The following is a 13554-nucleotide window of genomic DNA, read 5'->3' as shown; positions in this document are numbered from 1 at the left end:
TTTGCGGCTATACTTTTTGGTGGGGGTGTGTTATAATTTGTGGAGAACAGGGAGATATTAGAGTTGCTCAATATCTCACATCTATACCGTTCAAAGAAGTATTAGAAGAAAACATGCACATGGCAATTCATAGAGAAAATAAATTAGAGCAAAGACAGTAATAAAAGTCGCTGTACGCAGCAGTTTTTGCCATTTTTAACAGCTTAAATGACATGGGTGCAACACCCTAATAACTGCTTAAAAAAATACTTCAAAATCACAAATGGAGGTAGGGAGTATGGATCATTTTGAACTAGTATCAGAATATGCCCCAACCGGTGACCAGCCCCAGGCGATCGCTGAACTGGTAAAAGGTTTTAAAGAAGGTAACCAGTTCGAAACTTTATTGGGAGTCACTGGTTCCGGTAAAACTTTCACCATGGCGAACGTGATTCAGGCTTTGAACAAGCCAACTCTGATCATCGCCCACAACAAGACGCTGGCGGCTCAGCTGTACGGAGAATTCAAAGAATTTTTCCCCAACAACGCCGTGGAATATTTCGTCTCCTACTATGACTACTACCAGCCCGAGGCCTATGTTCCGTCCACGGATACCTATATTGAGAAGGATTCCGCCATCAATGACGAGATCGACAAGCTCCGCCACTCTGCCACAGCCGCCTTGTCCGAACGCAGGGACGTGATCATTGTAGCATCAGTTTCCTGCATCTATGGTCTGGGCAGCCCCATTGACTACCAGGAGATGGTGATCTCCCTGCGTCCCGGAATGGTGAAAGACCGGGATGAGATCATACACAAGCTCATCGATATCCAGTATACCCGAAACGACATGGATTTCCACCGGGGAACCTTCCGGGTGCGGGGAGATGTGCTGGAGGTATTTCCGGCGTATTCCGGGAGCGAGGCGTACCGCATTGAATTTTTTGGGGATGAGATAGACCGCATCACCGAGATTGACACATTGACCGGGGAAGGGAAGCTCCAGCTGGGACATCTGGCTGTCTTCCCGGCATCCCACTATGTAGTGCCAAAGGAAAAACTGCAGCTTGCCACTGAGAACATCCTAGAGGAGCTGAAGGAACGTGTGGCGTATTTCAAGAGCGAGGATAAGCTGCTGGAAGCCCAGCGGATTTCGGAGCGGACGAATTTTGATGTGGAGATGATGCGGGAGACGGGGTTTTGTTCCGGCATTGAGAACTATTCCAGGCATCTGACTTTTGGGAAGCCGGGAGAACCACCGTGGACGCTGATCGACTATTTCCCGGATGATTTCCTGATGATCATCGACGAGTCTCATATCACGCTGCCGCAGGTAAGAGGGATGTATGCCGGGGACCGCTCCAGAAAGACTACGCTGGTGGATTTTGGATTCCGCCTGCCGTCGGCGCTGGACAACCGGCCCCTCAATTTCACAGAGTTCGAGAGCAAGATCGACCAGATGATGTTCGTCTCTGCGACGCCCAATGTCTACGAGTCGGAGCATGAACTGCTGCGCGTGGAACAGATCATCCGGCCGACCGGACTTCTGGACCCGGAGATCTCTGTCCGTCCGGTGGAAGGGCAGATCGACGATCTGGTTTCCGAGGTGAATAAGGAGGTGGCGGGGCATCATAAGGTCCTGATCACGACGCTTACGAAACGGATGGCAGAGGATCTGACTGATTATATGCGTGAGGTCGGCATCCGGGTGAAATATCTGCACTCGGATATCGATACGCTGGAGCGGGCTGAGATCATTCGGGATATGCGCCTTGACGTGTTTGACGTGCTGGTGGGGATCAACCTGCTGCGTGAGGGCCTGGACATTCCGGAGATCACGCTGGTGGCGATCCTGGATGCCGACAAGGAAGGGTTCCTGCGGTCGGAGACCTCCCTGATCCAGACGATCGGGCGTGCGGCCCGGAACTCTGAGGGACATGTCATTATGTATGCGGATAAGATCACGGATTCCATGCGGGTCGCTATCAGCGAAACCAACCGCAGACGGCAGATCCAGCAGAAATACAATGAAGAACACGGGATCACTCCGACCACCATCAAGAAGGCGGTCCGTGACCTGATCGCGATCTCTAAGGCGGCGGAGCGGGATGCATCTGCGGACGAGAAGGATATGGAGTCCATGGATGCCAAAGAGCTCAAGAAGCTGGCGAAGGAACTGCAGAAGAAGATGCACCAGGCGGCGGCGGAGCTGAACTTCGAGGAAGCTGCCATGCTGCGTGACCGGATGCTCCAGGTGAAGCAGATGCTGCTGGAGGTGGAGTCTTAAGACATCCGGGCTTATTGAGAAATTATCTCATATGGTTTTGGGTACCCTTATTGACAAAGGAAGTCAATAAGGGTATATTTTTCTCAGGTATCAAGATAGGGGAGAAACCGATGAAGCTGAATGAAGGAATGATAGGCTGCACTTATCTGGTGAAAAGTGTGGTTGTGGATGATACGATCACCAGGCGTCTGGAAGCGCTTGGAGTCAATGAACTGACTCCGGTGACGATTCTGAATAAGAAGGGCAGCGGCTCTGTGATCTTTAAGGTACGCGGTACGCGCCTGGCAGTAGGCGGGAGGATCAGCGAGGGTATCCAGATAGAGGAGGGCCAGGCAGATGCAGGACGCTAGACAGCAGCGGATCCAGGGAGGAACGGACTCTCAGGAGATCCGCGTAGGCTTCGTTGGGAATCCCAACTGCGGCAAGACGACCCTGTTCAATGCTTTTACGGGAGCGAACTTAAAGGTTGCAAACTGGCCGGGAGTGACTGTGGAACGGGTGGAGGGAACTACCACCTACAAGGGACGCCCCATCCGGGTCATCGATCTGCCGGGCATCTACAGCCTGACTTCCTACACCATAGAGGAGATCGTCACAAGGCGCTGTATTGAGGACGGCGAGGTGGATGTGATCATCAATGTCGTGGACGCCTCCTCCTTAGAACGCAATCTGTATCTGACCATGCAGCTTTTGGAACTGAAAAAACCGGTGATCCTGGCGCTGAATATGATGGATATCGTAGAGGAGCGCGGCATGGAGATCGATATGCACCGGCTTCCTGAGATGCTGGGACACATTCCGGTCGTACCTGTGTCTGCGCGGAAACGCACAGGGCTGGATGTGCTGATGCATGCGGTGGTCCATCATTATGAGGAGGAGCCGCAGGGAGTGGTGATCCGCTATGATGAGGAGATTGAACAGAAGATCACCAGGATCGAGCATATCCTTAAGGCCAAGTACGGCGAGATGGAGAATATGCGGTGGCATGCAGTCAAGCTTTTAGAAGAAGACCGGGAGGTTATGAATGATCATCCGGTGGATTTGAGCCATATTGTTGAGAACAGCTACGAAAAGAAGATCATCAACGAGAAATACGACTATATCGAGGAAGTGATCCAGGAATGCCTGTTCAACAAGGAGGAGAAGGCCGCCGCCACTGACCGGATCGACAGCTGGCTGACCCATCCTGTGTGGGGGATCCCCATCTTCCTGGGCATTATGGCAGGGGTATTTTTCCTGACCTTTACGGTGGGCGATTTCCTGAAAGGATATTTTGAGATCGGATTGGAATGGTTTTCCGGTTCTGCACTGAATCTGTTGGAGCAGCTGCAGGTTTCCGGCTGGCTGATCTCACTGGTGGTGGACGGAATCATCGCGGGTGTGGGCGGAATCCTTACCTTCCTGCCGAATATTTTTATTCTGTTTCTGGCGCTGGCCTTTCTGGAGGACAGCGGTTATATGGCCCGTGTAGCTTATGTGATGAATGAGATCATGGGACGGGTAGGGCTTTCCGGCAAGGCATTCCTGCCTATGCTTCTTGGGTTCGGGTGCACGGTTCCTGCGGTGATGGCATCCCGGGCGCTTGCAAGTGAGCGGGACCGGAGACGGACCATACTGATCACGCCGTTCATGTCCTGCTCTGCCAGGCTGCCGATCTATGTGTTGTTTGCGGAGATGTTCTTTCCGGGGAAGGCTCTTATGGTGGCATATTCCCTGTATGTGATAGGTCTGGCGGTAGCCATTCTGGTGGCCTTTATCCTCCGCAGGATGGACAGGTCCGGCACGGAAGACACGCTGCTCATAGAGCTGCCGGAGTACAAGACGCCCAACAAGCGGACCGTCTTCATCTATGTTTGGGATAAGGTGAAGGATTACCTCACAAAAGCGGGAACCACGATCTTTGTGGCATCCATTATCCTGTGGTTTGTGATGAATTTTGGCATCCACGGTTACATATCAGATGTGACCCAGAGCTTTGCTGCCATCGTAGGGAAGGCACTGGTTCCGCTGCTGAACCCGGCGGGACTGGGAACCTGGCAGATTGCCGTGGCGCTGATCTCCGGTCTGTCGGCAAAAGAAGTGGTAGTATCCAGCTTTTCCGTACTGTATGGGATCAGCAATATCAACTCCGCAGCCGGTATGGCAGAGCTTACCTCCGGTCTTGCGGTGGCGGGCTTTGGCAGTGCCAGCGCTTATGCCCTCATGGTATTCTGCCTGCTGTACTCCCCATGCGTGGCGGCAGTTGCCACCATTAAGCGTGAAACAGGATCCTGGAGGTTCACGCTCGGCATGGTGGCATTCCAGCTTCTGGTGGCATGGACAGCCGCGGTGCTGGTATATCAGATCGGAATCAGGTTATGAGCATAAAGGGAACTGGGGAGTGATCCCATCAGTTCAGTGATGCCGCGCCGACTGTTTTGGCAGCGTGGGATACGATGCGGAGCTGGTCGTCCGCGCGGGTGTAGAGATACACCTGATTGGAAAGCTGGTCCTCCATGGGGACCTCCTGACGGTTGATGCTGGTGACCATATAACTTAAATCTTCATAAGATGTCCCGGACAGATCCGGGGTAATCAGAACTTCGTGGATACTGGACGGGAGGATGATCAAATCCCGGTCCAGGGTATCTGCGAAGTTTTTTAATACGTCCTGGTATATGATGCATCCGGCTCCATAAAGCCCGTTTATATTAGAAAGCACATACAGCGGGGAGACTCCCTCCTCGTCATCCAACAGCGCTTCGATCAGCTCCTCATCAAAGCCGTCTGCAAGATTCTCCCTTGCGATCTCCTTCATCATGTCGGTCATACTCTGGATCTGGGCAGGATATTCCCGGGGGGTGTTTTCAAGGGCCAGTTTCCACAATTCTTTCTCCGTTACATTCCAGCGCTTCACATGGTCGTTGTGGATCAGAGCGGTCATCTGGCCGGAATCATTGCGTTCCAGAAAAAGATAAAACAGGATGGACAGATCCAAAAAGGGCAGGTTCGGCACGTCTGACAACAGCTTCTGGTTGGAGGCAGTGTGGACGATCCGGAACATGATCCGGGATTTCAGGGCTTCAAACTGCGAAAGGTCTGCTTCTTTTAAACAGTCCGGCGCCGGTGTGGAACGGTAAAGCTTCAGGATGTCAGCCAGGACCTCCTCCATGTTCATCCCCAGTTTAAACTGCTCATAATAAGGATTTAAATAGATGGTAGGCGCCATATCGATGCCGGGACCGCAGATCGTAAGCCCGTCCAGTATGACGCCGTTGTTTTTGGGAAGCGGGCGGATCGTCATGTGGTAATCCTCTCCCAGAGCTGCCTGTAAGTGACTGGTGACCGTAGTGAGAAATGTCTCGTATACCATAGTATACCTCCTTTAGTAGAAAATCAGATTGTTGCGTGACATGCAGGGAACATGATTCTGATGAAAAATGATAACCTGTGAATGCCGAATACCAGAAATGGTAAGCATCATTATAGCTGATTTCCGGCTGGTGTGCAAGCGGAAAATAAATTTAATAAAAGATTTTGTTGTAGTTTCGATGGAAACCAGATAGAATATGAGAGTGCAGGACATTCTGTCCATACAGAAATGAAAACTGCATTTGAAGAAACCAACAGGATATATAAGTGAAAATATAAGGATACGGACGATATGAGTCAGATAATAAAGAAAGTCGGGATTTTATTTGGAATTTTTGCAGCGGCACTGCTGGTATATTTTTTTGCGGCCAGAAACAACGAAGGGCAGGCCAATGAAGTATATGTAGCCATGGGAGAAGCAGCTTTGCCGGTGGTAAACGCCGAGATGTACGGGCGGAGCATGAACCGTATGGCAGGATATTGCCGTGAGATGGACAATTCCGTGGCGGGAGATGTGCTGACGATCATTCCGGAGGACCGGGCGCTGGCGCTGGATATCACCGGCGGAGGCGATAAGGTGCTGGGGATCAGCTATGAGATCCGGAGCATGGACCGGGAGCGTCTGGTGGAGCGGACCCGGCTGGATGACTGGGAGGAGACAGAGTCTGGTCTCCGGGTAGTCCTGCCGATCCAGAACCTTCTGGCAAGAGACAGGCAGTATCTGCTGCGGCTGGAACTGAATACGGAGCAGCATGGTCCGGTCTATTATTATACCCGGATCCTGTGGACAGAGGACGCCACGATCCAGTCCATGATAGACCTGGCGGTGGATTTTTCTGCAAAGACCTTCAACTATGAACAGGCCAGGGATCTGGTCACTTATCTTGAGACCAATGCCACGGAGGATAACAGTACTTTCGGGAAAACCTCCATACGCTCCAGTTTTTCCCAGCTCACATGGGGGAGGCTTAAGATGCAGCCGATGGGCGAGGTCCAGGTAAAGCTAAAGGAGCTGGATGGGATCATGTGCAGCGTTCAGCTCAACTTCCTGGCATCCCGGGAGGGCGAGGAAGGCATCATGGAGACTTACGAGGTGGAAGAGAACTTTACCATGAAGTGGAATGAGCTTCGCACCTACCTGATGGATTATGAGCGGGAAGTCAACCAGGTTTTTCAGGGGGAGCGCACGGATTATTCCGGTAAACGCATCCTTCTGGGGATCACAAATGACGACAGGGTGGAAGTGAAGCGCAGTCTGGACGGGAAGGTGTATGCTTATCGCGTAAACCGTGATCTGTGGACCTACCGGCAGGATGGACATGAGCGTCATGCGGTCAAGGTATTTTCCTTCCGTGACGGGAATACGGCGGATGTACGCAGCAATTATGATCAGCATGATGTGCAGATCCTGTCTGTTGCAGACAGCGGAGATGTGGATTTTCTGGTGTACGGATATATGAACAGAGGCAACCATGAGGGCAGCACAGGCGTGGTGGGATATCATTACGATGCCGGGGAGAATGCGCTGGAAGAGCTTTTCTTCATTCCGTTTTCAGGCTCCTATGAGGCTCTTGAGGATGATCTGGAACAACTGGTGTACCGGACCCAGGCAGATATGCTGTATCTGTTCGTGGATCATGCAGTTTTTGGGATTGATCTGAAGAGCCGTGAGAATATGGTCGTGGCGGACGCTCTCGCGGAGGGCAGCTATGCCGTGAGCACAGATAAAAAGCGGATCGCATGGCAGGACGGCGGGAAGCTTTATGAGTCGAAGACGGTGCATCTGATGGATTTAGAGACCGGGGAAAAGCGGGAAATACACGGAGCTGACGATGAGTATGTGAGGACGCTCGGGTTTGTTGGACGTGACCTGGTATACGGGATCGCGAAGGAGACGGATGCCTGGCTGATCAATGGGCGTGTGGAAGACCTGCCGATGTACAGTGTGAAGATCATAAACGATCAGATGCAGGAGGAGACCAGCTACGAAAAGAGCGGTTATTATGTTTCCGGCGTGCATGTGGAAGAGAGCCGTATCCATTTAAGGCGGGTTACCCGTCTGTCTGAGCAGAGCTATGTGGAGGCAGAGGAAGATACGATCGTGTGCAACGTGGATATGGGGCCGGGGAAGCTGGACGGCATCGGCTGGTACGCTTCCCAGGATAAAGGAAAGCTGTACTTTGTCCAGTTGGACGGGGAGACGAAAAACAGCCGGAATATCCGCCTGTCAGTGCCAAAGCGCGTAAGCTTTGACCAGGCAGATATCCTGGAGCTTAAGTCCAATTACCAGGTACAGGGCATGCAGTTTTATGCTTATGGCAGCGGACATCTTTTAAAGGTCACCATGGATTTTGCTGAGGCTGTGCAGCTTGCCTATGACAAAATGGGGTTCGTGACGGATGCTAACCGTCAGATGCTGTGGAACCGGGTGAACCGGGGAACGATCAAAAATATCCGCGATCCCCTCACGGCCTTTGCGCCGCTGGAGCGTCATCTGGAGGGATTTACTTCGAGCAGGACCTATAATGACGGGGTGGTGCTTCTGGACAGCAGGGGCTGTTCCATGATGCAGATGCTGTATTTCATCGACCAGGGGATTCCGGTGCTGGGCTACACGGGAGAGGGGGAATACCTGATACTCTGTGGTTTCGACCAGTACAATGTGAATGTCTATAACCCGTCTACCGGTGAGATTTACAAAGCGGGATTAAACGACAGCACCGAGTTTTTCCGGCTCCGTGGGAATGACTTTATCTGCGCGGTTCAACTCCAGTAATGCGCGTTTTACTTTACAAATCAGATATATGTGGTATAATCATTAAGAAACTTAAATAGAAAATTAATGATTTTGTAAAGAAATTCATATATATGGGAAATTTTGAATAGAAATTGGCTGAGGTGTGGGATGAATCAATATATTATGAAGGGCGGCAACCCGCTGGTTGGAGACGTAGTGATCGGCGGAGCGAAGAATGCTGCGCTGGGTATTCTGGCGGCTGCGATTATGACAGATGATGACGTTATCATTGAGAACCTTCCGGATGTGCGGGATATCAACGTGCTGCTGGAAGCGATCCAGGAGATCGGCGCCAGTGTGGAGCGTCTGGACCGCCATACGGCGAAGATCAATGCATCCACGATCCGCGAAGTATCGGTGGATGACGAGTACATCCGTAAGATCCGTGCATCCTATTATTTTATTGGAGCGCTGCTTGGTAAGTACAAGAGTGCGGAGGTTCCGCTGCCGGGCGGCTGCAATATCGGCAGCAGGCCGATCGACCAGCATCTGAAAGGTTTTCGCGCGCTGGGAGCAAGGATTGATATTGAGCGCGGTGCGGTAGTTGCACACGCGATCGATCTGGTGGGGGGACATATTTATCTGGATGTGGTATCTGTAGGCGCTACGATCAATATCATGATGGCGGCAGCCCTGGCAGAGGGAAAGACCACCATAGAGAACGCAGCGAAGGAGCCGCATGTGGTTGATGTGGCAAACTTCTTAAACAGCATGGGCGCCAATATCAAGGGGGCAGGCACGGATATTATCCGCATCAGCGGCGTGCGCAGGCTTCATGGCACGGAGTATTCCATCATTCCGGACCAGATTGAAGCCGGTACGTTTATGTGTGCCGCAGCGATCACCCGCGGAGACGTCACCGTAAAGAATGTGATACCGAAGCATTTAGAAGCAATCACTGCAAAGCTGATCGAGATTGGCTGTGAGGTGCTGGAGGGAGATGACGAGGTCCGTGTGGTGGGAAGGCCGAAACAGCGCTCTACCAATATAAAAACACTGCCATACCCGGGATTTCCTACGGATATGCAGCCGCAGATGGCGGTAACCCTGGCCCTTGCCGAGGGGACCAGCATGATCACAGAGAGTATTTTTGAGAACCGTTTTAAATATGTTGACGAGCTTGCCCGCATGGGCGGCAATATCAAGGTGGAAGGCAATGTTGCAGTCATTGACGGCGTGAAGGGATTTACCGGCGCCCAGGTCGAGTCACCTGATCTGCGGGCAGGGGCTGCACTGGTGCTGGCAGGACTTTCCGCAAGCGGTTATACGGTGGTGGATGAAATTGGCTATATCCAGCGCGGATACGAGTGCTTTGAGGAGAAGCTGCAGGGTCTTGGCGCGTCCATTGAGATTGTGGATTCCGAGAAGGAAGCGCAGAAATTCAAGTTGAAGATAGGCTGAGTTTGAGACTGCTTTTAGCAGGGCTTTTTCCAATCAGATGAAAATGGAGAATCAAAGGGTTGTTTTTTAACAGGTGGTGTTGGCTGCTGGTGAGAAACAACCCTTTTAAATTATTCGTATTCTTTCTGTAAGCAAATTGTTAAAAACTGGCCATATTTTAGACACGATTTCCAGATAATATGTTATTATAGAATAAAAGCTTCTGTTAACGTAAAAAGAAAACAGGTGGTTTGAATCAAAGGAGGAGAAGAATATGAAGTTATGGAGAAAAGGATTGGCGCTTGCGATGTGTGCAGGCCTGATGACGGCTGCATTTGCCGGATCGGCGATGGCGAAAGAGGAGAGGACCAAGATCAGCAAAATTGAGCTGACGGTGGACTCTGATATCCAGCCGGGAGAGGACAGCGGTGACGTGTCTGTAACTACAGAAGGCAGCAACTACCGCGTGACGGATGTTGAAGTTGTGAACGATGACGGTGAATGGACCGCCGGAGATAAGCCGAAGATAGAAGTGACCCTTGAGGCGGACTCTGATTACTATTTTGATTCCATGAGTTCCAGCAAGGTGAAGCTGAGAGGCGATGACGCCAGCTACACTGGCTCCCGCAGGGAGGACAGCAGTTCCACCCTGATCGTGAAGCTGACGCTGGACGCGCTGGAAGGAAGCCTGGAGATCGACGAGGTTTACTGGGAGGAAGAGACCACACCCATTGCTCAGTGGGAGAAAACGGATGGCGCCAAGAACTATCAGGTGCGTTTGTACCGGGGCAGCAGTTCCGTGGGAGAGTCGGTGACGACCACCAACAGATATTACAATTTCGCTTCCAGGATCACAAGGACCGGCGAGTATTATTTCAAGGTCCGTGTTGTGAATAATAACAACAAAAAGGGCGAGTGGTACGAGTCTGATTACCTTTATGTAGATGATGAGCTGCTTTCCAAGATTCAGTCCGGCACCTACAATTATAAGAGCAATGACTATAACAGCACCAACACCAGTTCAACCCCGGGAACCTCCACTGCACAGTGGATCAAGGACAATGTGGGCTGGTGGTACCGTTACGCGAATGGTTCCTATCCGACGAACGGCTGGCTGCAGATTGGCGGCATCTGGTATTGCTTTGACAGCGTGGGTTATATGCGGACCGGGTGGATCCAGTCCGGCAATGCCTGGTACTACTGTGATACCAACAGCGGCGCGATGCTGACCAACACCAGGACACCGGATGGTTACTGGGTGGATGCAAACGGAGTGTGGATCCAGTAAGCAGATGGGATGTGGATTTGATTTAACGCAGATATGACAAAATGAAACAGCGTATATTTTCAAAATATACGCTGTTTCATTTTGTAAGCACGTCCGGCGGATGCATGTTCTTAAGCCCGCATCCCTCTCTACGCCTCGGTTTTCCAGAAGCCGTGGAGATTGCAGTAAGCATAGGCTGCCTTCGGCTGATCCCCTTTTTCGATGGAAAAATGAGCCACAGGCTCACAGTCCGGGCTTAAATGGATCCTCTGTACACAGCCGGCTTTGGTCACCAGGCACACCCAGTCGATGCTGTGCTCCTCCGTCATGGGATGGAAATTGCTTCCTACTTTGACCGTCACGTGGGTGCCGTCTGTCTCGATCACCGGGAGATGCTTTTCGGCAGCTCCTTCGGAGATATTGGGAGTCAAAGGCTCAAAAGGCTTAAAACAGTCGGGGAGAGCGGCGTTTGCGGAGCCGCAGATCACTTCAATGATGGTGGTTCGTTCCTTATCCGTCAAAAATAAAGGTTCATTTTGCATGGGAGTCCTCCGTTTCAATCATAGATTTCTTGGGTTTCTGCATTAGTATTCCGGCAATTCGTTATGGATATTCGGGGAAACCCAAGGTATATTTTTCTTGACAGGTTTTGGGTTATCTGTTAGTATATTTCATGCAACGATAGAACCAACAATTGAAAAGTGCGTAATCCCTTATTCAGAGTGATGGAGATACAAAGGATCTGTGAAGTCACGGCAACCCCGAGCGGAATGCAGCGTGCCTGGTGCGATACCAGGTCGGCAGGAGCGGGCGGAAGGTGCCAACCTGAGCGAGAAATCGAGCAATAAGAGGATTTGATATAGTGAATAGATCAAGTCCGCAGTATGATTGCTACGGGCTTTTCTTTTGTTTTGAAATGAAGGAGGATTTAAAGTGGAGAAATTATTATTTACTTCTGAGTCTGTAACCGAAGGACATCCGGACAAGATGTGCGACGCTATTTCCGATGCGATCCTGGATGCGCTGATGGAAAAAGACCCGATGAGCCGTGTGGCATGTGAGACCTGTGTTACCACCGGCCTTGTGATGGTCATGGGTGAGATCACGACCAATGCATATGTGGATATCCAGAAGCTGGTGCGTGAAACGGTCCGCGAGATTGGATATGACCGTGCCAAATACGGCTTTGACTGTGATACCTGCGGTGTGATCGTGGCGTTGGACGAGCAGTCTTCTGATATTGCGCTGGGCGTGGACAAGGCGCTGGAGGCGAAGGAGAATACCATGGACGACGATGCGCTGGATGCCATTGGGGCGGGAGACCAGGGTATGATGTTCGGATTTGCCAGCAATGAGACGGAGGAGTATATGCCGTATCCGATCGCTCTGGCGCATAAGCTGGCACGTCAGCTGACGAAGGTGCGCAAGGACGGCACTCTGCCTTATCTGCGTCCCGATGGAAAGACCCAGGTTACGGTAGAATATGACGCTGAAGGCAGACCGGTCCGTCTGGATGCAGTGGTTCTGTCCACTCAGCATGATGAGAATGTGACCCAGGAGCAGATCCATGAGGATATTAAAAAGCATGTTTTTGATGTGATCCTGCCGGAGGATATGGTGGACGGTGAGACCAAGTTCTTTATCAATCCTACGGGGCGTTTTGTGATCGGCGGGCCACATGGTGACAGCGGCCTGACCGGACGGAAGATCATTGTGGATACCTACGGCGGATATGCCCGTCACGGCGGCGGCGCGTTCTCCGGGAAGGACTGCACAAAGGTAGACCGGTCTGCGGCTTATGCTGCCCGTTATGTGGCAAAGAATATCGTGGCGGCGGGTCTGGCTGACAAGTGTGAGATCCAGCTGTCCTATGCGATCGGCGTGGCGCATCCGACCTCGATCATGGTGGATACCTTTGGAACCGGGAAGTTGGGGAATGAAAGGCTGGTGGAGATCATCCGCGAGAACTTTGATTTAAGACCGGCGGGGATCATAAAGATGCTGGATCTGCGGCGTCCGATCTATAAACAGACTGCGGCGTATGGACATTTCGGGAGGACTGATCTGGAATTGCCGTGGGAGAAAATGGATAAAGTTGAGGTATTGAAAAGATATCTTTGATTTGGCAGAAGTACGCAGCGACGCAGACCTGGGCGGGCGGGGGAACGGTGGAAAACCCCGTCGGCTCACGGCTCCGGAGTGAAGAACCGGTAACTGAAAAAACGGCTCCAATCAGGGCAATGGTCACATTCGCAACCCCCGCTTGATGCGGGTCTTGTTCAGGTGACCACTGCGCGCGGGACTTGTGGTCCCGTGCTCGGCCCTGATTGGAGCCGTTTTTTAGTAACCGGTTCTAACACTCCTTCACAGATCGCCGACAGGGTTTTCCACCGTTCCCCCACCCGCCCAGGCTGTGTTGCTGCTGTGTACTGGCTGCGTGAGGAATGATATGGTTTAAGGAAAATGTAAGACAACGTAAGGCGGCGGGGACTT

At 51.7% G+C, this 13554-nt stretch carries 9 protein-coding genes and 1 riboswitch; of the genes, 7 read left to right on the top strand and 2 right to left on the bottom strand.

Annotated features, from left to right (window positions below; all coding sequences use genetic code 11):
• The first annotated feature begins 277 nt into the window (after positions 1-277).
• The 3 genes from uvrB (at position 278) to feoB (ending at position 4627) form a co-directional block, all read left to right on the top strand.
• A complete protein-coding gene (gene uvrB / locus AB1I67_RS19460) occupies positions 278-2266 on the top strand; it encodes an excinuclease ABC subunit UvrB (protein WP_367031791.1) in 1989 nt (662 codons plus the stop codon).
• Positions 2267-2376: 110 nt separating this feature from the next.
• On the top strand, positions 2377-2616 hold the full coding sequence (locus tag AB1I67_RS19455) for a FeoA domain-containing protein (protein ID WP_367031790.1): 240 nt from the start codon (positions 2377-2379) through the stop codon (positions 2614-2616).
• On the top strand, positions 2603-4627 hold the full coding sequence (gene feoB, locus AB1I67_RS19450; RefSeq protein WP_367031789.1) for a ferrous iron transport protein B: 2025 nt from the start codon (positions 2603-2605) through the stop codon (positions 4625-4627). Before AB1I67_RS19455 ends, feoB begins: the two co-directional genes overlap by 14 nt.
• Positions 4628-4655: 28 nt before the next feature.
• On the opposite strand, the gene AB1I67_RS19445 is transcribed toward feoB, so the two are convergent.
• A complete protein-coding gene (locus AB1I67_RS19445) occupies positions 4656-5618 on the bottom strand; it encodes a DUF5688 family protein (protein WP_367031788.1) in 963 nt (320 codons plus the stop codon).
• A gap of 291 nt (positions 5619-5909) precedes the next feature.
• Between AB1I67_RS19445 and AB1I67_RS19440 the strand changes: the two genes are divergently transcribed.
• The 3 genes from AB1I67_RS19440 to AB1I67_RS19430 all read left to right on the top strand — a co-directional run bounded on the left by AB1I67_RS19440 (position 5910) and on the right by AB1I67_RS19430 (position 11082).
• Positions 5910-8393 (top strand): hypothetical protein, encoded by a 2484-nt coding sequence (locus tag AB1I67_RS19440; RefSeq protein ID WP_367031787.1) that lies wholly within the window; start codon positions 5910-5912, stop codon positions 8391-8393.
• Positions 8394-8522: 129 nt separating this feature from the next.
• Positions 8523-9815, top strand: coding sequence for a UDP-N-acetylglucosamine 1-carboxyvinyltransferase (locus AB1I67_RS19435; protein ID WP_367031786.1), 1293 nt, complete (start codon positions 8523-8525; stop codon positions 9813-9815).
• Between the two features lie 253 nt (positions 9816-10068).
• Positions 10069-11082 (top strand): hypothetical protein, encoded by a 1014-nt coding sequence (locus AB1I67_RS19430; protein WP_367031785.1) that lies wholly within the window; start codon positions 10069-10071, stop codon positions 11080-11082.
• A gap of 128 nt (positions 11083-11210) precedes the next feature.
• Here AB1I67_RS19430 and AB1I67_RS19425 read toward each other — a convergent pair whose 3' ends face one another.
• Positions 11211-11603, bottom strand: a complete 393-nt coding sequence (locus tag AB1I67_RS19425) for a desulfoferrodoxin family protein (protein ID WP_367031784.1) — start codon at positions 11601-11603, stop codon at positions 11211-11213.
• 168 nt (positions 11604-11771) lie between these two features.
• Positions 11772-11912: riboswitch (SAM riboswitch) on the top strand.
• 82 nt (positions 11913-11994) lie between these two features.
• Here AB1I67_RS19425 and metK point away from each other — a divergent pair.
• The gene (gene metK, locus AB1I67_RS19420; RefSeq protein ID WP_367031783.1) at positions 11995-13182 is read left to right on the top strand and encodes a methionine adenosyltransferase; all 1188 of its coding nucleotides are present in this window, start codon (positions 11995-11997) and stop codon (positions 13180-13182) included.
• The last annotated feature ends 372 nt before the right edge of the window (positions 13183-13554 follow it).

Source organism: Clostridium sp. AN503 (genome assembly GCF_040719375.1).
Lineage (GTDB): Bacteria > Bacillota > Clostridia > Lachnospirales > Lachnospiraceae > Brotaphodocola.
This window is presented reverse-complemented; position numbering and strand designations above follow the sequence as displayed.

Bases quoted from the DNA above. Each gene is read 5' to 3' on its own strand.
- uvrB (WP_367031791.1), top strand. From the start codon at position 278: ATGGATCATTTTGAACTAGTATCAGAATATGCCCCAACCGGTGACCAG.
- AB1I67_RS19455 (WP_367031790.1), top strand. From the start codon at position 2,377: ATGAAGCTGAATGAAGGAATGATAGGCTGCACTTATCTGGTGAAAAGT.
- feoB (WP_367031789.1), top strand. From the start codon at position 2,603: ATGCAGGACGCTAGACAGCAGCGGATCCAGGGAGGAACGGACTCTCAG.
- AB1I67_RS19445 (WP_367031788.1), bottom strand. From the start codon at position 5,618: ATGGTATACGAGACATTTCTCACTACGGTCACCAGTCACTTACAGGCA.
- AB1I67_RS19440 (WP_367031787.1), top strand. From the start codon at position 5,910: ATGAGTCAGATAATAAAGAAAGTCGGGATTTTATTTGGAATTTTTGCA.
- AB1I67_RS19435 (WP_367031786.1), top strand. From the start codon at position 8,523: ATGAATCAATATATTATGAAGGGCGGCAACCCGCTGGTTGGAGACGTA.
- AB1I67_RS19430 (WP_367031785.1), top strand. From the start codon at position 10,069: ATGAAGTTATGGAGAAAAGGATTGGCGCTTGCGATGTGTGCAGGCCTG.
- AB1I67_RS19425 (WP_367031784.1), bottom strand. From the start codon at position 11,603: ATGCAAAATGAACCTTTATTTTTGACGGATAAGGAACGAACCACCATC.